Below are 21,245 nucleotides of genomic sequence, written 5' to 3'. Positions count from 1 at the left end.
GGATCGCCTGTCGATCACCCTGCCGCGATGACCTCGATCTCGACCTTGAATTCCGGCCGCGCGAAACCGGACACGATCATCAGCGTCGAAGCCGGCGCCGGGCTGGTGAACAGCCGATCGCGAACGTCCATATAGGGCCGCAGGAAGGCGCGGTCGGTGACATAGGTGTTGATGCGGACGATGTCGGAAAGTCCAAGCCCGGCCTCGCCAAGAATCGCCGCGATGTTCTGAAAACAGAGTTCGGCCTGTGCGCCGGCATCCGCCGGGATCTGATCGTCCGGAGCGATGGCGACCTGGCCCGAACACAGCACCAGCCTCTTGCCGGGAGGCACCTCGATGCCATGACTGTAGCGGGCGAAGGGCGGCTTGATCGACTTCGGCGCCAGGAATTTGAACATGAAAATCTCCAATCTGATGTCAGCCTAAAGCCGGATTGGCGGCCCATTCAAGATGCAGTGCATACTATCAGGGCGATTGTGGACAGGCGTTCAAAAAATAGGCACGATGCCCCCGGTACAGCATGACCGTCCGGCCTTCGTGCACCACCGTTGCGCAGGCGGGCGGCCTCGGTGATGGCATGCGTCTTGCTTCTTGAGTCGATGGTGTCGAGCCCGGTGCGTGGCGCGCCGGAGCCAACAGAGGGTGGTGTGGATGGACGGAAAACTTAAGATTTCGGTGGGCGCGATCGTGCTGCTTGCCGCAAGCACGCTAAGCGCGGCAGCGAACGAGAAGGTCACCTTCGGCACCAACTGGCTCGCCCAGGCCGAGCACGGTGGCTATTATCAGGCAGCCGCTGATGGCACCTATGCGGCTTGCGGGCTCGACGTGACGATCATGCAAGGTGGCCCGCAGGTCAGCGGTCGGCCGCTGTTGCTCGCCGGCAAGATCGACTTCTACATGGGCGGCAACATGCTGCAGGCCTTCGACGCCGTTCAGCAGGACATTCCGCTGCGCGTGGTCGCCGCCTCATTCCAGAAAGAGCCGCAGGTGATCATGAGCCATCCGGGTCAGGGCCTCGACAAATGGGAGGATTTGAAGAACGCGGACCAGTACATTATTGGCGACGAAGGTGCACAGAGCTACTTCCAATGGATGATCACGGAGTTCGGCTTCGATCCGGCCAAGCGCGTGCCCTATACGTTCAACCCCGCACCTTTCATCGCCAATCCAAAGTCGATCCAGCAGGGTTACGTGACCTCGGAGCCCTTCGCCGTCGCCAAGGAAGGCGGCTTCCAGCCCAATCTGTTCCTGCTCGCCGACTACGGCTTCGACACCTATGCGACGACGATCGAGACCATGCAGGCCACGATCGACAAGCGGCCGGAGGTGGTTCAGTGCTTTGTCGATGGCTCGGCCAAGGGTTGGTACAATTATCTCTACGGCGACAACGCTGCCGCCAACGCGGCGATCAAGAAGGATAACCCCGACATCAGCGACGAGCAGATCGCGTTTTCGATCGAGCAGATGAAGAAATTCGGCATCGTCGATTCCGGCGACACGGAAAAACTCGGCATCGGTGCGATGACTGACGCGCGCATCGAAAGCTTCTACGACAAGATGGTCAAGGCCAAGGTCGTGCCGGCCGGCGTCGACATCAAGAAGTCCTACACGCTGGCCTTCGTTAACAAGGGCGTCGGGATCGACCTGAAGAAATAGCACCCAGGCATGATGCAGGAGAAAGTGCCGCAAGCGCCGGCAAGCGCATCGGGCAAAGGTCCGATGCTGCTGGCGCTGCGTGGCGTCGGCAAGGTCTTTTCCAACGGCGTGACAGCGCTCAGCGATGTCGACCTGACGATCCGGGAAGGCGACTTTCTCAGCCTTCTCGGCCCGTCCGGCTGCGGCAAGTCGACGGCCTTGCGCCTCATTGCGGGTCTGGCGACGCCGACCTCCGGCGTGCTCGACTGGCGCGGCAGCAGCTCTGTCGACCGCTCGAATATCAGCTTCGTCTTCCAGGAGCCGACGCTGCTGCCCTGGGCCGATGTCTTCGACAATGTCTGGCTGCCGCTGCGGCTGAAGGGCGTGTCGCGGGCCAAGGCTGCGCCTGTCGTGATGGAGATGCTGGCGCGGGTCCACCTGACCGGCTTCGAGCATGCCGTGCCTCGCGAGCTGTCCGGCGGCATGAAGATGCGCGTCTCGATCGCCCGCGCCATGGTGACCAAGCCGCGCGTGCTTTTAATGGACGAGCCGTTCGCAGCGCTCGACGAGATCACCCGCTTCAAGCTCAACAACGATCTTCTGGAGCTATGGCAGGACGAGCATTTTACCGTCGTCTTCGTGACCCACAGCGTCTTCGAAAGCGTTTTCCTCTCCAGCCGCGTCGTCGTCATGGCGGCGCGACCTGGCCGGGTGTTCAAAGAACTCGTCATCGATGCGCCCTATCCGCGCAATGAAGCCTTCCGTACTTCGCCCGCCTATGCCGCGCTTTGCCGTCAGGCGTCCGATGTGCTGATCGGCGCCATCAACTCAACTGCCGGACCGCACCATGACGGCCATTGAAGAACACGTGCTGAGGCTCGATCCCGAGGAGGCGCGTCGCGTGCGCCAGGAGCGGCTCGAGCGCATCGGCCGATGGGTGCTGCCGCTGGCGATCATGATTCTGGCCATCTGGCTGTGGGACCGCATCTGCGTCTGGAACGACATCCCGAAATATATCCTGCCGCGCCCCGGTGTGGTGCTGCAAACGCTGTTTGACGATGCCGGGCTGCTGTTTTCCTCGTTGCTGGTGACGCTCAAGATCACCTTCCTCAGCCTGCTTCTGGCCAACGTCGGCGGTGTTGGGTTGGCGGTCCTGTTCGCACAATCGAAATGGGTGGAGATGTCGTTCTTCCCGTTTGCCATCGTCCTGCAGGTGACGCCGATCGTCGCGATCTTCCCATTGATCAACATCTACGTCGACAACCAGACGACGAAGCTTCTGCTGTGTGCCTGGATTGTCGCCTTCTTTCCGATCCTGTCCAACACCACGCTCGGCCTCAATTCCGTCGACCGCAATCTGCGCGACATGTTTAGGCTTAACGGCGCGACCCGCTGGCAGCAATTGCGTTATCTCAGGCTGCCGGCAGCGATGCCGTATTTTCTCGGCGGGCTGAAGATCGCCGGCGGCCTGTCGCTGATCGGCGCGGTGGTGGCCGAGTTCGTCGCCGGGGCAACCGGCCAGTCGTCGGGGCTTGCCTCTCGCATCATCGAGGCCGGTTACCGGCTTAACGCCCCGCGGCTGTTTGCGGCCCTGATCCTGATCTCGTTCACCGGCATTCTGATCTTCCTGGTGCTGTCGCTGATCTCGCATCTCATTTTGCGGCGCTGGCATGAAAGCGCGCTGAAGCAGGAGCGATGAAATGTTGGAGATACCGGCCTCTGGTCCTTACCATCTCACCAACGTCCGGCTTCACGCATCACTGACGCCGGGCCTTGCCGCAGCCTTCGATGCCGACGGCTTTGCGCTCGGCGATATCGCCGTCGCCGACGGCAAAATCTCCAGCATCGTCGCGCATCGCCAGTCCAATTCGCCCGCAGCTGCCGCCGACCTCGGCGGCCGCGTCGTCATGCCGTGCTTCGTCGACTGCCACACGCATATCGACAAGGGCCATATCTGGCCTCGAAAACCCAATCCGGACGGCACGTTCATGGGCGCGTTGAACGCCACCGGCGCCGATCGCGCTGCCCGCTGGAGCGCAGACGACGTTGCCCGCCGCATGGCTTTTTCGCTGCGCTCAGCCTACGCGCACGGCACCAGGGCTATGCGCACCCATCTCGACAGCGTCGCGCCGCAGGAAGAGATCTCCTGGCCGGTGTTCGAGACGATACGGGAGAAATGGCGTGGCCGCATCGAGCTGCAGGCGGCCTGCCTGCTTGGCATCGAAGGCGTGCGCGACAGGAAGTGGTTCGAAAGGCTGGCCAAACGCGTCGCCGCGGCCAACGGCGTGCTCGGCGTCGTCACCTATATGCTGCCGGACCTGGAAGAGCTTCTCGACCAGGTGTTCGCGCACGCGATCAAGCATGGCCTCGACCTCGATTTCCACGCCGACGAGACTGACGATATCTCGGCGATCTCGCTGAAGAAGATCGCCGAGGCGGCCTTGTGGAACGGTTTTGAGGGAAACATCCTCGTCGGCCACTGCTGCTCGCTGGCACGCCAGCCCGATCTCGATGTGCTCGACACGCTGGATAAGGTGGCGAAGGCGAGGCTTGCCGTGGTGTCGCTGCCGATGTGCAATCTCTATCTGCAGGACCGGCGCGGCGACAAGACCACGCCGCGCTGGCGCGGCGTGACGCTGCTGCACGAGATGAAAGCGCGCGGCATTCCTGTCGCCGTCGCCTCCGACAATACCCGAGATCCGTTCTACGCCTATGGCGATCTCGACATGCTGGAGGTCTACCGCATGGCGACGCGCATCCTGCATTTCGATCACCCGGTCGGCGATTGGCCACAGGCGGTGACTTCAACGCCGGCCCAGGTGATGCGGCTCGACGGTTTCGGCACCCTTGCAGCCGGCGGCGCCGCCGATTTCGTCGTCTTCAAGGGGCGGAGCTGGACGGAATTGCTGTCGCGGCCTGAATCGGATCGCATCGTGGTGCGCGACGGCCGCGCCATCGAGCGCCAATTGCCCGATTATGCCGAACTCGATGATCTGATGGTGGGATGATGGACCTGGCTACGCTCAAACGCGATCTCGACGGTCTGAAGATCGACGACCATCCGGCGATCGTCCAGCAAAAGAGCCGTGACTTCTACTGGTACAGCCCGGTGCTGAAGCAACAGCTCGACCATGTGACTGGCGATCTGATCGTGACGCCGAAGACGGAAGACGAGGTGATCCGAGTGCTTGCCGCCTGTCACCGGCATGGCGTGCCGGTGACGCCGCGCGGCAGCGGCACCGGCAATTACGGGCAGGCGATGCCTTTGTCCGGCGGCGTCGTGCTCAATCTCGCCGAAATGAATGCAGTCAAGACGATCGCGCCCGGCCGCGTCGTGACCGGACCCGGTGCCGTCCTCGCCGACATCGACAGGGCGACGCGCGCGCATTCCGGCCAGGAGCTGCGAATGTCGCCATCGACCTATAACACCGCGTCGATCGGCGGTTTCGTCGCCGGCGGATCGGGCGGCGTCGGCTCGATCCGCTGGGGTGGGCTGCGCGACCTCGGCAATGTCATCCGGCTCAGGACCGTGACGATGGAGGCGGAGCCTCGCATCATGGATCTTACCGGCGAGGAGGTGCTGAAGGTGATGCATGCCTACGGCACCAACGGCATCATCACCGAGGTCGAGATGCCGCTGACCGCATCCTACGACTGGATCGACGTCATCGTCGGCTTCGACGATTTCATGGATGCGGCCGGCTTCGGCAATGATCTCGCCATTCAGGACGGCATTCTAGCGAAGCTGATCACGCCGATCGCCGCGCCCATCCCTTACGATTATTTCAAGCGGCACCAGCGGTTTTTCAGGCGGGAGCAAAGTATCGTCGTCTGCATGATCGCGCCGCATGCCATGGACGCCTTTGTCGCTCTTACTGCGCGCAGCAAGGGCGAGATCGTCTTCCGCGCCGACAAGGAGGCCGATCTCAAGGGCCTGCCGCCGGCCTATGAGCTGACCTGGAACCACACGACGCTGCGCGCCATCAGGGTCGACCCGACGATTACCTATCTGCAGACCCGCTATCCTTCGCCGGATCACCTCGCTTACGTCAAGGCGATGATCGACCGCTTCGGCGACGAAGTGCCGACACATCTCGAATTCATCCGCTTCGACGGCGCGATCGGCGTGGCCGGGCTGCCGCTGGTCCGCTTCACGACGGCCGAGCGGCTCGACGAGATAATCCGCATCCACGAAGACAATGGCTGCTGGGTCTTCAACCCGCACCGCTACACGCTGGAAGAGGGCGGCATGAAGCAAACGGACGAGGTGCAGCTCGCCTTCAAGCACGAGACCGATCCGCAAGGGCTGCTCAATCCCGGCAAGATGATCGCTTGGGAAAACCCGGACTACGATTATCGCTCGGGCAAGTCGTTCCTGTTCAAGGGGTTGCAGAAGGCGGGGTGATGAACATCCTCGTTCTCTACGCCCATCCGGTCGAGACCAGCTTCAATGCCGGTTTGCACAAGGTGATCGTCGAGCGGCTGACGGCAGCCGGCCACGCCGTCGACGACTGCGATCTCTATGCCGAGAATTTCGATCCCCGGCTGACGCGGGCCGAGCGGCTCGGTTATCACGACGATCGCGGCGCCGGTGATCCGGCAGCGCCCTATGTCGAGCGCCTGCTGCGGGCCGAGGCGCTGGTGCTGTCGTTTCCGGTGTGGAACTTCGGCTATCCGGCGATCCTGAAAGGCTTTTTCGACCGCGTCTTCCTGCCCGGCGTCTCGTTCAAGCTGGTCAATGGCAAGGTGCAGCCGTCGCTGCACAACATCCGCAAGCTGGCGGCGGTCACCACCTATGGCGGCAGCCGGTTGCACGCCATGCTGATGGGCGACCCGCCGCGCAAGCTGGTCAAGCGTGTGTTGCGCGCCACGGTCAAGCCAGGTGCCTCCGTGTCCTATCTTGCGCATTATTCGATGAACCTGTCGACCGATGAAACGCGGAAGAGATTCACGGCGAAAGTCGCCGCCAGCATGGATGCCTTCTGATGCGGGTCCTGGTGGTGTACTGCCATCCGGTCCCGGAAAGCTTTTGCGCCTCGATCCGGGATAGTGCCATCGAGGTGCTGAAGGCGAGGGGCTGGGAGGTGCGGCTGCTCGACCTCTATGCGGAAAATTTCGATCCGGTCATGGGCTGCGGCGAGCGACGCTCCTACAATGAACACGCCCCACAGGATCCGGCGCTCAAGCCGCACATCGAAAATCTCAACTGGGCCCAGGCAATCCTCTTTATCTATCCGACATGGTGGTATGGGCTGCCGGCGATGCTGAAGGGCTGGCTCGACCGGGTCTGGGCGACCGACGTCGCCTTCCGGCTGCCGGCGGGCAAGCGACGGATTCAGTCGCTGATGAGGCATGTGACGAAGATCGGGGTGATCACGACCTGCGGCGCACCGACCTGGTGGAGCGTCGTCGTCGGCCAGCCGGGACGCAAGACAATCCTGCGCGGCATGCGGGCACTCTGCGCCACCCGCTGCAGGACGTTCTTTCTGGCGCACTACCTAATGGACTCATCGACAGCGAAGACGAGGGCGGCGTTCCTGGAGAAAGTGCGAACGAAGCTGGAGCGCTTCTGAGCTACATCCGCACCCGTTCCGATTTCGGATCATACATCGGCTTCAGCGATGCCTCGGCGGCGAAGCGCTCGCCGGCGATTTCGATCGCGTAGGACGACGACAGCACGTCCGCCTCGCTCTCGCCCTTGCAAGGCACGTAGCCGAGGCCGATGGCGCCGCCGAGATGATGGCCGTAATTGCCCGAGGTGATCGGGCCGACGATCTTGCCGTCGCGCAGGATCGCCTCATTGTGAAAGAGCAAGGGTTGCGTGTCTTTCAGGCGGAACTGCAGCAGCCGCCGGTCCAATCCGGTTTCTTTTTTTCTCAGCACCGCGTCGCGGCCAAGGAAATCGCCCTTGGCAGTCTTCACTGCGAAGCCAAGGCCTGCCTCCAGTACATTGTCCTCATCGGTGATGTCGTGGCCGAAGTGCCGGAAAGCCTTTTCGATGCGGCAGGAATCCAGCGTGTGCAGGCCGCAGAGTTTTAGGCTGACATCGGCGCCGGCCTCCTCGATCGCCTCGAACACGTGGGCGGCCTGGTCGGTCGAGACATAAAGCTCCCAGCCCAGTTCGCCGACATAGGTTACACGGTGGGCGCGGGCCAGCCCCATGCCGATTTCAATCTCCTGAAACGTCCCGAACGGGTTGGTTTCGTTGGAGAAATCGTTCGGGCTCAGCTTTTGAATCAGCTTCCTCGCATCCGGACCCATCAGGCAAAGCACGGCTTCGGCAGCGGTGACATCGGTGATGACGACGAATTCATGGGAGAGGTGTTTTTTTAGCCACGCGAGATCGCGCTGCAGCGTCGCGCCAGGCACGACCAGGAAGTAGGCCGTTTCAGATAGCCGTGAGACGGTGAGATCGCTCTCGATACCGCCGCGCTGGTTGAGCATCTGGGTATAGACGATCTTGCCCGGCGCCACGTCCATGTCGTTGGCGCAGAGTTTCTGCAGGAAGGCGCAGGCATCGCGGCCCTCGACACGGATCTTGCCGAACGAGGTCTTGTCGAACAGGCCGACGCCGTTTCGGACGGCCAGATGTTCCTCGCGCTGGTTGTCGAACCAGTTCTGCCGCTTCCATGAATAGCGGTATTCGCGCTCCTGGCCGGGCCTGGCGAACCAGTTGGCGCGCTCCCAGCCGGCAACCTCGCCGAACACCGCACCGCGCGCCTTCAAATGTTCGTGCAGCGGCGAGCGTCTGACGTTCCGCGAGGTCGCCATCTGGCGGTACGGAAAATGGTCGGCATAGAGCAGGCCGAGCGTCTCGGAGACGCGCTCCTTCAGGTAGCGGCGGTTCTTCTGGAACGGCTGGGCGCGGCGGATGTCGACCTCCCACAGATCGAAGGGTGCCTCGCCGTCATTGATCCATTGCGCCAGGGCCATACCGGCGCCGCCGGAGGAAACGATGCCTATCGAATTATAACCGGTCGCCATCCAGTAGCCGGAAAGCTCCGGCGCCTCGCCCAGATAGTAGCGATCATCAGGCGTAAAACTCTCGGGACCGTTGAAGAAAGTGTGGATGCCGGCGCTGGCCAGCATCGGCATCCGGTTGACGCCCATTTCAAGGATCGGCTCGAAATGCTCGAAATCCTCCGGCAACTGGTCGAAGCAGAAATCTTCGCGGATGCCGTCCATGCCCCATGGCTTGGCCACCGGCTCGAAGGCGCCGAGCATCATCTTGCCGGCGTCTTCCTTGTAGTAGGCGCATTCGTCCGGCACGCGCAGCACCGGCAGGCGGGTCAGGCCGGGGATCGGTTCGGTGACGAGGTAAAAGTGCTCGCAGGCATGCAGCGGGATGGTGACGCCGTTCTGGCGCCCGAGCTCGCGCGCCCACATGCCCGCGCAATTGACGACGACATCGGCTTCGATCATGCCTTGCTCGTCGCCTTGCGTCCAGGAGACGCCGGTAACGCGGCTATCCCTGGTATGGACCTTGGTTACCTTCACGTTCTCGACGATCGTCGCACCGCGCTGGCGCGCACCCTTGGCCAGCGCCATGGCGATATTGGCCGGGTCGCACTGGCCGTCGAGCGGCAGATGCACGGCGCCGACCACATCGGAAATGTTGAGATGCGGGTACATCTCCTTGACTTCATCAGGCGAAATCTCGCGCACGTCGACATCGAACGCGCGGGCGAGAGACGCCTGCCTATAAATCTCGTGCTTGCGCTCCTCGGTCAGCGCCACGGTGATCGAACCGACCTGCCGCATGCCGGTGCCGACATCGGTTTCGGCTTCGAGCTTGACGTAGAGGTCGGCCGAATATTTCGCCAGCCGCGTCATGTTCTGCGAACCGCGCAGCTGGCCGATCAAGCCGGCGGCGTGCCATGTCGTGCCCGATGTCAGCTGCTTGCGTTCGAGCAGCACGATATCGGTCCAGCCGAGCTTGGCCAGATGGTAGGCGACCGAACAGCCTGAAACACCGCCGCCGATGATGACGGCCCTTGCTTTGGGAGGAATGGCCTTTGTCGGGATGGTATTCTGGGGCAGGGCGCTCATGCCGCCTCACGGCGATAGTTGGAAGCGAAGCGGCGCAGGCGAAGGGCTGCTTCCAAAAGTATCGCCTCGGGCTGGCAGAGGCTGACGCGGATGTGGCCGGCGGCGGCATCGCCGAAACTCGAGCCCGGCATGACGCCGACTTTTTCCTTGTCGAGGAAAGCCCAGGCGAATTTCTCGTCGTCCGGCTCGATGGCCGAGATGTCGAGCATGACATACATGCCGCCTTCGGAGCCGCGCACGGTGATGTTGTTCATGCCGTGCATTGCGTCGAGGACGACGCTGCGCCTTGCGGCATAGCGTTCGGCGATCTCCTTGACGCCATAGCCGTTTTCTAGCGCCTCGGCGCAAGCGAGGCTGATGAAGGCCGGCAGGCCGTAGGTCGTCACCAGATTGAGGTTGGTCAGCAGCGAGATCATCTCTTCTGGCCCGGTCAGCCAGCCCATGCGCCAGCCGGTCATGCCGTGGCTCTTCGACATGGAATTGATGACCAGCGTGCGTTCCGCCATGCCGGGCAGCGAGCGCGGCGAGATGTGCTCGCCGCCGCCCAGCGTCCAATAGACCTCGTCCGACAGCAGCCAGAGGTCATGTTCCCGGCAGATCTGCGCCAGGTCTTCCAGCCGCTGGCGCGAGTAGACAGCACCCGTCGGGTTGTTGGGCGTATTGATGAGGATGGCGCGCGTGTTCGGCCGGAGCGCGGCACGAATGTCGGCGGCTCGCGGCTGGAAACCATCCTCGGCGGGTGTCTCGACTACGGTGAAATCGGCGCCCGCTGCACTGAACGTGTTAGGGTAGGTTGCGTAATAGGGCGCCACCACGATGGCATGGTCGCCCTGGTCGAGAACGGCTTGTACCGCCGCGTAAAGCGCTGCCTGTCCGCCTGGCGTGGCGATGACCTGGTCGGGGTTGGTCGCAATGCCGGTGCACACGGTCGACGCCGCGGCCATTGCCTTGCGCAGGCGCGGAATGCCGGGAAGCGGGGTGTAGTGGTGGTTGCTGGCGCGAACCGCGGTCACGCAGGCTTCGATCGTCTGCGCCGGCGTGTCGAAATCGTGGTCGCCAACCGACAGCATGATGATGTCCTCGCCGGCCTCCTTGCGTGTCCAGGCAGCGAAATGAACCTCCCAGCCATCCTTGCCGGAAGGCACTATGCCGGAAATGCGCGATGATGGTCTGGGCATTATGCTACTCCCGAAATTTCGTAGCCGGCCTGTTCGAGCCGGTCACGCAGGGCGGCGATGTGGGGCGGTCCGACTTCACAGCAGCCGCCGACGATGCCGGCGCCGGCCTCAACCCAGTCGACTGCCTGGCCTGCATAGGCGTCCGGATCAAGGTCGTGGCGGGCGTGCAGCACTTCCACGGTGCCGCCATGCTTGAGCGCCTCAATCGAGGTGAAGCCGTTGGCATAGGCCCCGACCGGGCCGCCGAGGCAGATCAGTTCGGGCAACGCTGCAGCAATCGCTTCGGGCCTGCAGCAATTGACCAGTCTAGCTGCGACCGGCAGCCCGTCGAGAGCGCTCGACGCAGCCGCAATGGCTTCGCCGCTGCGCAGTCGTGGTGCGCCGTGATCGGCAAGTGTCCAAGACACCCACACCGGTTTGCCGCTTTCCGACGCCGCGGTGACAGCCGCGCGCGCCTCCTCGGCCGACGCCATGGTTTCGCACAGGAACAGATCGACGCCGTCAGCCTGCTCGGCAACGATGCGGCGGTAGATGTCGAACGTATCCTGGAAGGATATCGTCAGTGCCGGCGCGTAGCTGCCGAACAGGGGCGACAGGCAGCCGGCGATTGCCGCGTCGCCGGCCTGGTCGCGAGCTTGCCTTGCCAGTTCCATGCCGCGCTTCTGCAGCGGCTTGAACAGCTCCTCCGCGCCCTCCCGCGCCAGCCGTTCGGGCGTTGCCGAATAGGTGTTGATGGTGATGACACGGGCGCCGGCCCGGATAAACTCCGCATGCAGGTCGCGCACCAGGTCCGGTTCGTCGATCAGCACCCTGGCCGACCATAGCGGGGTGGGATCGGACTTGCTGCGGCGTACCAGTTCCTGACCCATGCCGCCGTCAGTGAGGATAACCGTCTTCACGCGCGCAACCTCTCGTTCTTTGGATCCCACAGCGGTTCGTCCTTCTGCACGATCGCTTTGAAGCGCTCGCCGAAGATCTCGACCTCGACCGTAGTTCCCGGCTCAGTGAGATCGGCCCGCAGCATGCCGAGCGCGATCGATTTGTCGATACGATGACCCCAGCCGCCGGACGTCGTCTCGCCGACTATCTGGCCGTCATGCCACAGCGTCGACATGGTGGGCGCATCGCAGTCGCCGGGGTTTTCGATGATCAGCGTGACAAAGCGTTTCTTGACGCCCTGCTGCTTTTCGTTCTGTAGCGCTGCCTTGCCGCGGAAGTCGGGCTTGTCCCATCTGACGAAACGCTCCAACCCACCCTGCAGGATCGAATAGTCGGTCGACAGGTCACCTTTCCAGGCGCGATAGCCTTTTTCGAGCCGCAGCGAATCCAGAGCGTACATGCCGAACGGCTTCAGGCCGTGCTTCTGGCCGGCCGCCCAGACAGCGTCGAAGACGGCGGCGGTGTCGTCGACCTTGGTGTGGATTTCCCAGCCGAGTTCGCCGGCGAAGGACACGCGCACCAGCCTTGCCCAACGGCCGGCGACCGTCGTCTCCTGGTGCGTCAGCCAGGGCAGAGCAAGGTCGGCGGCGCAGACATCGGCGAGGATTTTTCGCGAATTGGGCCCGGCGAGGATCTGCGTGGAGTATTCCTCGGTCCGGTCGACCAGCTTGAATGAAGCGTCCTTCGGCATGCGCCATTTCAGCCACTCGAAATCGTGCCACTGCGCCACCGCGGCGGTGATCAGCGTCATCAAATTCTCATCGTGGCGCACCACCGACATTTCGGTGACGATGCGGCCCTTGTCGTCGGCAAAATAGACGAGGCCGATGCGGCCGGGTTTCGGCACCAGCCCCGTAACCTGCTGGCTCAGCCATTCCGCAGCGCCAGGGCCGTCGAGGTTGAAGCGGGAAAAGCCGGGCAGGTCCAAAATGCCGGCGGCGTCGCGCACGGCGAGGCATTCTTCGCGGACGCGATGCTGCCATGGCCCGTCGCGACGGAAGGTCAGCGTCGCGGCTTCCGAAACATGGTCGCCGGCTTGCGCGTACCAGGTGGCGCGCTCCCAGCCATTATAGGCGTCGAACTGGGCGCCGAGCGCCTTGATGCGATCATGGATCGGCGACAGTTTGCGGTCGCGCCCAGCCGGCCAGGCATGGCGCGGAAACTGAATGGCGTATTCGTTGCCGTAGATTTCCATGCCCTTGGCGACGCAGTAATCCGGGGCCGAGGCAAAGCTGGTGAAGCGGCGCGGATCGCAGGACCACATGTCCCACTCGGTCTGGCCCTCAGTCACCCATTCGGCCAGCACCTTGCCGGCGCCGCCGCCCTGGGCGATGCCGAAGGTGAAGACGCAGGCCTCGAAGGCGTTGGGCACGCCGGGCATCGGCCCGATCAGCGGATTGCCGTCCGGTGCGTAGGGGATCGGGCCGTTGATGACCTTGGACAGACCGGCGGTGCCAAGGATCGGCACGCGGGCGACGGCATCGGCCAGATAGTCCTCCAGCCGGTCGAGATCGTCGGGGAACAGCTGGAAAGAAAAATCGTCTGGCATCGGGTCGTTGTGACCGACCCAATGCGCACGGCAATTGCGCTCATAGGGGCCGAGATTCATGCCGTTCTTTTCCTGGCGCAGGTAATAGGAGGTGTCGACGTCGCGCAGCAGCGGCAGTTTCTTGCCTTGCTCCTTCGACCATGCGGCCAGTTCGGGGATTTCCTCGAACAGGATATATTGATGGCTCATCACCATCATAGGCACGTCGCGGCCGAACATCTTTCCGACTTCGGCCGCACGGTAACCGGCGGCGTTGACGACCACCTCGCAGCGGATTTCGCCCTGCCCGGTCTCGACCACCCACTCGTCGTTCTCGCGGCGCACGCCGGTGACCGGACAGAAGCGAATGATCTTCGCACCTAGGTCGCGGGCGCCCTTGGCCAGCGCCTGGGTCAGCTGCGCTGGGTCGATGTCGCCGTCACTCGGATCGTAGAGCGCGCCCTTCAGTTCATGCGTTTCGATGAACGGATAGCGACGCTTGATTTCGTCGAGCCCGACCACATCGATCTCCATGCGCTGGTAGCGGCCCATGCCCTTGGCGCGCTGGAACTCCTGCAATCGCTCGGCCGTATGGGCCAGCCTGAGCGAACCGGTGACGTGGTAGTTCATGGGATAGCCGACCTCATCGGCCAGCCCGCGATAGAGCTCCGTCGAATAGCGCTGCATATTCATCAACGACCATGACGAGGAGAAGGTCGGCACGTTGCCGGCCGCATGCCAGGTCGAGCCAGAGGTGAGCTCATTCTTTTCCAGGAGCACGCAGTCGGTCCAGCCCGCCTTGGCGAGATGGTAGAGCGAGGAGGAGCCAACGACACCGCCTCCGATGATCACCACACGTGCCGTGATCGGCAAACCGGCCATGTTTTTCTCCAAACCTAAAGCGCGGTCCAGCGCGCTTTATTTCTGTTTTGATGCATGTCGTTATCCCAAAACCGCTGCACACTTTTGGGGGACATGCATTCAGTAAACAGGTGGCGAAACCACCCAGATGACTACCGCCGGCTCCGCTCCAGGATTGCGCCAGCGGAACGGCTTGCCGTCGAAGCGAAAGGAGTCGCCTTCGCCAAGCCGGTGCCAGACGCCTGATATCTCGATGTCGAAGCTGCCGGAAGCAACATACCCGGCTTCCTCCGTCGGCCGGCGCGCTTCGGTCTTCAGTTCAGCACCCGGCGCGAAGACCGAACGCAGCATTTCGAAGCTACCGCCGAGATCGGGCGACAGAAGCTCCTCCACCAATCCGGAATCGCTTGTACCAAGCGTGCGGCGGCTGCCGGCGCGCACGACCACGCCGCGCTCGTTCTCCACAGGCACGTCGTGGCTGAAGAACAGGCTGACCGGCACGCCGAACAATTCCGCAAAGGCTCTGAGATCGCTCAGCGATGGTATCGACAGGCCGCGCTCGACCTGACTGACCCAGCCGACGGAGCGGCCGAGCTTCAGGCCGATCTCGGCAAGCGTCAGACCGCGCGCCCTGCGCAGCGCCCTGATATCGCCGGCCAGCAGCCGTTCGCGGTTTTCCTGCTCCGATCTGACAGCGGTTGAGGGCAAAGCCATTTCTCTTGATGAAATTTCTGGTGAGAAATCCCCTTCGTGAAAAAGTCGGGGCAAATTTCATGAGACGTCAGGTTCGTGAAAAAATCAAGAGGATTTTCATAGGGCCACAAGAATTGCTTGCGCCATTTTGGCAGTTCAGGCAAAGGCTCGGCCACGAACGGCGAGTGAGGGCGTCCGGTCGAGGCTTACGATAGAGCGCCACGCGTCAAATTGGACCCGCAATGGTGCTCTTTCATTTTCTGGACGGCGCATGATCCTTTCCGGAATCGATTCCGGTTCCGGGTCAGGCGCAAAGGACGCCCATGCTGGAAAACAGGACTAAGATTACAGATGATGCGGCGATCGTCGACGAGGCGATCACGTCGCGCCGCTCGGTCCGGGCCTTTCTGCCCGACATGGTCGACGACGAGACGATCCGCGCCATTCTCACTGTTGCCGCGCGCGCGCCTTCGGGCACCAACATGCAGCCCTGGCGGGTCTACGTGACCAAGGGCGAGGTCAAGCAGCGGATCACCGATGCCATCCTCAACTCCGGCATCCGTGCCGAAAAGGCCGAGTGGGACGAGTATCGCTACTATCCCGACCAGTTCTTCGAACCCTATCTCACCCGGCGGCGGGCCAATGGCTTCGGCCTCTACAGCGTTCTCGGCATCGGCCGGCGTGAGGTGGACAGGATGCGCGCGCAGCACGACCGCAACTTCGTCTTCTTCGACGCGCCGGTCGGCATGATCTTCACCGTCGACCGGCGGCTGAACAAGGGGTCGTGGATCGATTACGGCATGTTCCTGCAGAATATCATGGTGGCGGCACGGGGCAGGGGCCTGCACACTTGCCCGCAGGCCGCCTTTGCACCCTACCACAAGCAGATCAGGCCGGTGCTCAACATTCCAGACGAGGAGATCGTCGTCTGCGGCATGGCGCTCGGCCATGAAGACACGTCCAAGCCCGAAAACGAGTTCCGCACCGACCGCGCGCCGCTGGAAGAGTGGGTGACGTTCGCCAAGTGAGATGGCGCCAAGTGAGGCGACGACGCGCCGTCTCGGTCTACTGCACTTCGTAACCGACTTCCTCGCTGGCGTGACAGAGCGCCTTCCAGAACGAGCGCGCAAACGACCGGAATACATAGATGTCGAACTGGTCGGCGCCGGTGCGCTGGATCTGGGCGAAGACGTCATGATGCATGGTCGAACGGCCGGCACCGACCGGAAAGGCCGGCAGCGCGAAGTCGATGGCGAAGAATTTCGCCAGCACCCATTCGGCCTTCGGTCCGGCGATGCGGATCGCGGTGCGGCCATGCGACAGGTCGGTCACCGTGCCGATCGCCGGCGTCACGACACCGGCAAAGGCCGACACCAGGCCCTCGGCCTCGTCGACCACCGTGAATTTTCCTGGCGCGAAACCGAACACCGACCTCACGCCGTCGGTGCTGCCGGCGCCGGCGCCATCGGGCAGAGCAAGGCCGGTCACGGTGCGGATACCGGCGATCAACTCCTTCTCCTGGCCCGGCCAGGCAGCGAGCTGCAGGATCGACCCCGGCCTGGTTTCGGAGAGGATGACATCGATGCCGTGTTCGAAATCGCCGTGCGAGCCGGTGCGCAGTTCCGGCTCAAGCGGTGCCGGCTCAAGCGGTGATTGGCGCTCAACCATGCATGCGGCTCCCGTCCGGATCAAAGAAGTGGTTGGAGACGATCTCGACCGGGCCGAACCGGTTGCGCAGGGGATCGGAGATATGGGCGCGCGTGCCGCGCCGTGCCTTGCCGTCCTTGACCAAAGCGAGCGCGATGTACTTGCCGAGCGCCGGCGAATAGCAGCAAGCGGTGATGTGGCCGATGGAATCGTGCGGATTGGCTTCGTCAAGCGCCTCGACGATGTGCGCGCCGCCGTTGAGCGGCTGGTTGTCCAGCGAAATCAGCCCGACGAGTTCCAGACGGCCGGGTGCGATCAGGCCCTCGCGATCCATCATAGCCGAGCCGATGAAGGGCTTCTTCTTGGACAGCATCCAGTCGAGATGCAGGTCGCGCGCCGTGGTGCGGCCGTCGATCTCGGCGCCGGTGACGTGGCCTTTCTCGATACGCATCGTGCCCAGCGCCTCAAGCCCGTAAGTCACCAGTCCGAACGGCTTGCCGGCTTCGATCAACGCTTCCCAGACATGGGTGCCGTAGCCTGCGCCGGAGTAAACTTCGAAGGCCATTTCGCCGGAGAAGGAAAGCCGGCAGATCATCACCGGCACTCCTGATATCTTGCCATGCACGATGCCCATGAAGGGCAGTGCGGCGTTGTCGACGGCAGTGCCGGTGACGCAAGCAGCAAGAATGGCCCGCGCCTTTGGCCCGCCGATCGCCGCACCCGCCCATTGGTCGGTCACCGAGGTCACGTGGACCTTCAGCTCCGGCCAGATGACGTCGAGGAAATATTCCAGGTGCTGCATCACCTTGCCGGCATTGGCGGTGGTGGTGGTCATCAAGAAGTCCTGTTCGCCGAGCCGCCATGTCGTGCCGTCGTCGAAGGCGAGGCCGTCCTCGCGCAGCATCAGCCCGTAGCGGGCCTTGCCGACGGCCAGCGTCGAGAACATGTTGGTGTAGACCCGGTCGAGGAATTCCGCCGCGTCCGGACCCTGCACGGCGATCTTGCCCAGCGTCGAGACGTCGACGATGCCGGCGCTCTCGCGCGTCGCCTTAGCTTCGCGTACATAGGCCTGCTCGATCGTTTCGCCGGCGTGGCCGTAGATCATCGGGCGAAACCAGAGGCCGGCCGAATACATGGTCGCGCCGTTGGCGACGTGCCAGTCATGCATCGGCGTCAGCCGCTCGGGCCTCAGATCACCGAACCGGTCGGCGGCGAGTGAGCCAATCGACACCGCCGAAAAGGGTGGGCGAAAACGTGTCGTGCCGACTTCGGGGATCGGCTCGCCCAATGCTTCGGCCATGATGGCGAGGCCCGGTATGTTGGAGCTCTTGCCCTGGTCGGTCGCCATGCCGAGCGTGGTGTAGCGCTTCAGGTGCTCGACCGAGATGAAGCCTTCGCGATGCGCAAGCCGCACATCCTCGGCGGTCACATCGTGCTGGAAATCGACGAAGCTTTTTCCGTCGGCCCTGATCTCGAACACCGGCGCCGGATCGGGATCGCCGGGTGCGGCTTCGACGACCGGCAAGGCCGCTGGCGTGCCCGTGCCACCCGCCGCGGAAAGGCCGGCGGCGCGGCCTTCGGCGATTGCCTCGGCGGTGGAAAAGCTGCCGGTGAAGGCGCCGGCGCCAATCCATCGCTGCGTCGCGTTCGGTGGTAGGAAGGCTTGTCTGGCGGCATTCCATTCCGCCTTGGCGCCGGCCTGGCTGGCCAGATGGATGGTCGGTGACCAGCCTCCCGACATCAGCAGGCAGTCGGCTTGAATGCTGCGCGGATCGCCGGCAAGCGCGCCGTTGACCATGTCGAAGCGCTGCACCTTGATGCCGGACAACGCCTTGCCGCCTTCGGTGGCGACCACGGCGTGAGCGGAAAGGTTCTTGGCCTCCACTTCGTCGGCGAGCTCGCGCATCTCGCTCGAAAGCTCCGGCCGCACGTCGACGATGGCGACGATCGCCGCACCGGCCTTCTTCAGCGCAAGCGCGGAGCGATAGGCGCTGTCATTGTTGGTGAACAGCGCGATCCTGTTGCCCGGCAGCACGCCGTACTCGTTGGCGTAGCGCTCGGCGGCATGCGCCAGCATCACACCCGGCCGGTCGTTACCCGGAAACACCAGCGGCCGCTCGAAGGAGCCGGTGGCCAGCACCACCGATTTGGCGCGGATGGTCCAGTAGCGATGGCGCGGTTCGCCCTTGCCGGGCCTCTCCTTATGATCGGTGACCCGTTCGAGCGCGGCGAGCGTGTTGCCATCGTAGTAGCCCCAGACCGTGGTGCGCGGCAGCAGGCAGACATTGTCATAGCCTTCGAGCTGGCCGGCGGCTCGCGCTGCCCAGTCGGCGGCCGGCATGCCGTCGATCGTCTCGCCCGACCAGTTGGCCGAGCCGCCGAAATGCGGTTCGAGCTCGCTGAGGATGACACGCGCGCCCTGATCGGCGGCGGCCCTGGCAGCCATCAGCCCGGCCGGACCGGAGCCGACCACCAGCACATCGCAGAAAGCGTTCATGCGCTCATAGCGCGCCGTGTCGGCAGAGATCCCAGCACGGCCGAGACCGGCGGCGCGGCGGATGAAATGCTCGCAGAACATCCAGAAACGCGTGCCTTTCAGCGGGCCGATCGCAGGTCCCATGAAGGTCTTATAATAGAAGCCGGCAGACAGAAGCTTGCCGCCGAGCTGGTTGGCGGCGCTGAGATCCCAGGACAGCGATGGAAAGCGGTTCTGGCTGACGGCGGTCAGCCCGTCATAGATCTCGACCATGGTCGCGGCAATGTTGGGCTCGCGAACCTCGCCCCGCAGCACCGTCACCAGGGCGTTCGGCTCTTCGACGCCTGATGTCAGCACGCCGCGCGGGCGGTGATATTTGAACGAGCGCCCGAACAGGGTGACACCGTTGGCCAGCAGCGCCGAGGCAAGCGTGTCGCCGGCATGACCGGTGTAGGGCGCGCCGTCGAAGGTGAACCGGATGGTTCGCAGCCGGTCGATCCGGCCGCCGGCATCGGTGCGGCGCGGGCTCATGGCTTGCCCTCCGCCTTGTGGCGCGCGGCGGATTTGTGGTCGCCGCGCGCGAAGGCGACGCTGGAGACCTCGTGTGTCAGCGTGTTGCGCACGACCCTGAGGTGGGCGCGGCAGCCGCCGGAATGCTGCCAGATCTCGTTGTGGTCGCCCGCCGGGTTCAACCTGTTGTAGACATAGGCGTTCCAGGCATCGAGGTTTTGGGAGGCAGGCTGAGGGCGCTCGCGGTTGCCATCGCCCTGATAGGTGAACTCGATGACGTCGCGCGGGCCGCAATAGGGGCAGGTGATGAGCATCGATGTCCTACCTAATGCAGCCTAGGCGTTGCGCCCTGGCCCTTGTCGTCGATCACAAGGCCGCGATGGAAACGGTCGAGCGTGAAGGGGGCGTTAAAGTCGTGCGGCTCGTCCTTGGCGATGGTCCAGGCAAAGCACCAGCCGGAGGCCGGCGTCGCCTTGAAACCGCCGTAGCACCAGCCGCAGTTGAGATACATGCCCGGCAGCGGACCGGTGGTGATGATCGGCGAACCATCCATCGACATGTCGCAGACGCCGCCCCATGAGCGCAGCATGCGGACGCGGGCGAGACCCGGAAACAGTGCCAGCATCTCGCTCATCACCTCGTCGACAACAGGCAAACTGCCGCGCTGGGCGTAGCTGTTATAGCCGTCGAGGTCGCCGCCATAGACAAGCCCGCCCTTGTCCGACTGCGACATGTAGAAATGGCCCATGCCGAAAGTCAGAACCGTGTTGATGAACGGCTTCAGCGATTCCGTCACGAAGGCCTGCAGCACATGGCTCTCGATCGGCATGGTATCGATGCCGGCGAGCCGCATGACTTGCCCGGTGCTGCCGGCCACCGCGACCGCCACTTTCTTGGCGCGGATCTCTCCGCGCGACGTCGAGACGCCTGATATGCGGTCGCCGTCGCGCAGGAAGCCGGTGACCTCGCAATTCTCGATGATGTCGACGCCGCGACGGTCGGCGCCGCGCGCATAGCCCCAGGCGACGGCATCGTGGCGGGCGGTGCCGGCGCGCCGCTGCATCAGGCCGCCGACGATTGGGAAGCGCGCCGTGGCGGAGACGTCCAGCGCCGGCACCAGGCGTGCGATCTCGGCCGTGGTCATCAGTTCGGCGTCGACGCCGAGATGGCGCATGGCGTTGCCGCGGCGGGCAAAATCGTCGAGCTGGGCGGGTGTATGCGCGAGGTTGAGGCAGCCGCGCTGCGAGAACATGACGTTGTAGTTGAGGTCGTGCGAGAGGTTCTCCCACAGCTTCATCGAATGTTCGTAGAAGCGCGTGTTGGCCGGCAGCAGATAGTTGGAGCGCACGGCCGTCGTGTTGCGGCCGACATTGCCGGATCCGAGCCAGCCCTTCTCCAGCACGGCGACATTGGTGATGCCGTGCTCCTTGGCGAGATAATAGGCGGTCGACAAGCCATGGCCGCCGCCGCCGATGACAATCACGTCATAGGACGCCTTAGGGTCCGGTTTGCGCCAGGCCGGCTTCCAGTCCTTGTTGCCGGTCAGCGCGTTTTTGAGAAGCGAAAAGACCGAATACTCCGCCATTCTTTTTGTTATCCGTTCTGGCTTTTTGTCATCCGTTTTGGGCGATGGGGCACACTATAGAGCAGGCCGCTGCCGCAAAGCCAATATTGCGCCATCGCTTTTCGACTGGCCGACGCCGAGACCGCCGGACAGAGCGGACGGCTT

18 protein-coding genes are annotated in these 21,245 nt (G+C 63.5%); 8 read left to right on the top strand and 10 right to left on the bottom strand.

The window, feature by feature from the left end; all coding sequences use genetic code 11:
* Positions 1 to 14 precede the first annotated feature (14 nt).
* Positions 15 to 398 carry a RidA family protein gene (locus ACWUKX_RS04885; protein WP_456004426.1) on the bottom strand — a complete coding sequence of 128 codons (384 nt, stop codon included), beginning with the start codon at positions 396 to 398 and terminating at the stop codon, positions 15 to 17.
* Positions 399 to 651: 253 nt separating this feature from the next.
* On the opposite strand from ACWUKX_RS04885, the gene ACWUKX_RS04880 reads away from it, so the two are divergent.
* The 7 genes from ACWUKX_RS04880 to ACWUKX_RS04850 are packed head-to-tail and all read left to right on the top strand — an operon-like array spanning position 652 to position 7,208.
* On the top strand, positions 652 to 1,656 hold the full coding sequence (locus ACWUKX_RS04880) for an ABC transporter substrate-binding protein (protein WP_456004424.1): 1,005 nt from the start codon (positions 652 to 654) through the stop codon (positions 1,654 to 1,656).
* Positions 1,657 to 1,665: 9 nt separating this feature from the next.
* Positions 1,666 to 2,496 carry an ABC transporter ATP-binding protein gene (locus ACWUKX_RS04875; protein WP_127212291.1) on the top strand — a complete coding sequence of 277 codons (831 nt, stop codon included), beginning with the start codon at positions 1,666 to 1,668 and terminating at the stop codon, positions 2,494 to 2,496.
* Positions 2,483 to 3,334: an ABC transporter permease gene (locus ACWUKX_RS04870; protein ID WP_456004420.1), complete on the top strand. Its 852-nt coding sequence runs from the start codon at positions 2,483 to 2,485 to the stop codon at positions 3,332 to 3,334. The genes ACWUKX_RS04875 and ACWUKX_RS04870 overlap by 14 nt, the downstream gene beginning before the upstream one ends.
* 1 nt (position 3,335) lies before the next feature.
* A complete protein-coding gene (locus ACWUKX_RS04865; RefSeq protein ID WP_456004416.1) occupies positions 3,336 to 4,643 on the top strand; it encodes a cytosine deaminase in 1,308 nt (435 codons plus the stop codon).
* On the top strand, positions 4,640 to 6,040 hold the full coding sequence (locus ACWUKX_RS04860; RefSeq protein WP_456004413.1) for an FAD-binding oxidoreductase: 1,401 nt from the start codon (positions 4,640 to 4,642) through the stop codon (positions 6,038 to 6,040). Before ACWUKX_RS04865 ends, ACWUKX_RS04860 begins: the two co-directional genes overlap by 4 nt.
* Complete coding sequence (locus ACWUKX_RS04855; protein ID WP_287336006.1) at positions 6,040 to 6,621, top strand: NAD(P)H-dependent oxidoreductase; 582 nt, start codon at positions 6,040 to 6,042, stop codon at positions 6,619 to 6,621. The genes ACWUKX_RS04860 and ACWUKX_RS04855 overlap by 1 nt, the downstream gene beginning before the upstream one ends.
* Entirely contained in the window at positions 6,621 to 7,208 is a 588-nt protein-coding gene (locus tag ACWUKX_RS04850; RefSeq protein WP_456004410.1) for an NAD(P)H-dependent oxidoreductase, read from the top strand. The genes ACWUKX_RS04855 and ACWUKX_RS04850 overlap by 1 nt, the downstream gene beginning before the upstream one ends.
* A gap of 1 nt (position 7,209) precedes the next feature.
* Here ACWUKX_RS04850 and ACWUKX_RS04845 read toward each other — a convergent pair whose 3' ends face one another.
* From ACWUKX_RS04845 to ACWUKX_RS04825, 5 genes are all read right to left on the bottom strand, one after another.
* A complete protein-coding gene (locus ACWUKX_RS04845) occupies positions 7,210 to 9,684 on the bottom strand; it encodes a GcvT family protein (protein WP_456004408.1) in 2,475 nt (824 codons plus the stop codon).
* Positions 9,681 to 10,862, bottom strand: coding sequence for a pyridoxal phosphate-dependent aminotransferase (locus tag ACWUKX_RS04840; protein ID WP_456004406.1), 1,182 nt, complete (start codon positions 10,860 to 10,862; stop codon positions 9,681 to 9,683). Before ACWUKX_RS04840 ends, ACWUKX_RS04845 begins: the two co-directional genes overlap by 4 nt.
* On the bottom strand, positions 10,862 to 11,761 hold the full coding sequence (locus ACWUKX_RS04835; RefSeq protein WP_456004404.1) for a homocysteine S-methyltransferase family protein: 900 nt from the start codon (positions 11,759 to 11,761) through the stop codon (positions 10,862 to 10,864). The genes ACWUKX_RS04840 and ACWUKX_RS04835 overlap by 1 nt, the downstream gene beginning before the upstream one ends.
* Positions 11,758 to 14,211 carry a GcvT family protein gene (locus tag ACWUKX_RS04830; RefSeq protein ID WP_456004401.1) on the bottom strand — a complete coding sequence of 818 codons (2,454 nt, stop codon included), beginning with the start codon at positions 14,209 to 14,211 and terminating at the stop codon, positions 11,758 to 11,760. Before ACWUKX_RS04830 ends, ACWUKX_RS04835 begins: the two co-directional genes overlap by 4 nt.
* 99 nt (positions 14,212 to 14,310) lie before the next feature.
* Positions 14,311 to 14,904 carry a helix-turn-helix domain-containing protein gene (locus ACWUKX_RS04825; RefSeq protein ID WP_084831399.1) on the bottom strand — a complete coding sequence of 198 codons (594 nt, stop codon included), beginning with the start codon at positions 14,902 to 14,904 and terminating at the stop codon, positions 14,311 to 14,313.
* Between the two features lie 302 nt (positions 14,905 to 15,206).
* On the opposite strand from ACWUKX_RS04825, the gene ACWUKX_RS04820 reads away from it, so the two are divergent.
* On the top strand, positions 15,207 to 15,911 hold the full coding sequence (locus ACWUKX_RS04820) for a nitroreductase (RefSeq protein WP_455839414.1): 705 nt from the start codon (positions 15,207 to 15,209) through the stop codon (positions 15,909 to 15,911).
* 37 nt (positions 15,912 to 15,948) lie between these two features.
* Here ACWUKX_RS04820 and ACWUKX_RS04815 read toward each other — a convergent pair whose 3' ends face one another.
* Genes ACWUKX_RS04815 through ACWUKX_RS04800 form a run of 4 tightly spaced genes read right to left on the bottom strand, consistent with a single transcriptional unit; the run spans position 15,949 to position 21,101 of the window.
* Positions 15,949 to 16,551, bottom strand: a complete 603-nt coding sequence (locus tag ACWUKX_RS04815; protein WP_456004399.1) for a sarcosine oxidase subunit gamma — start codon at positions 16,549 to 16,551, stop codon at positions 15,949 to 15,951.
* Positions 16,544 to 19,537 (bottom strand): sarcosine oxidase subunit alpha, encoded by a 2,994-nt coding sequence (locus tag ACWUKX_RS04810; RefSeq protein WP_456004397.1) that lies wholly within the window; start codon positions 19,535 to 19,537, stop codon positions 16,544 to 16,546. Before ACWUKX_RS04810 ends, ACWUKX_RS04815 begins: the two co-directional genes overlap by 8 nt.
* Positions 19,534 to 19,830: a sarcosine oxidase subunit delta gene (locus tag ACWUKX_RS04805; RefSeq protein ID WP_095518537.1), complete on the bottom strand. Its 297-nt coding sequence runs from the start codon at positions 19,828 to 19,830 to the stop codon at positions 19,534 to 19,536. Before ACWUKX_RS04805 ends, ACWUKX_RS04810 begins: the two co-directional genes overlap by 4 nt.
* An 11-nt stretch (positions 19,831 to 19,841) precedes the next feature.
* The gene (locus ACWUKX_RS04800; protein ID WP_095518536.1) at positions 19,842 to 21,101 is read right to left on the bottom strand and encodes a sarcosine oxidase subunit beta; all 1,260 of its coding nucleotides are present in this window, start codon (positions 21,099 to 21,101) and stop codon (positions 19,842 to 19,844) included.
* Positions 21,102 to 21,245: the final 144 nt, after the last annotated feature.

The organism is Mesorhizobium sp. f-mel (genome assembly GCF_053850215.1).
This window is presented reverse-complemented; position numbering and strand designations above follow the sequence as displayed.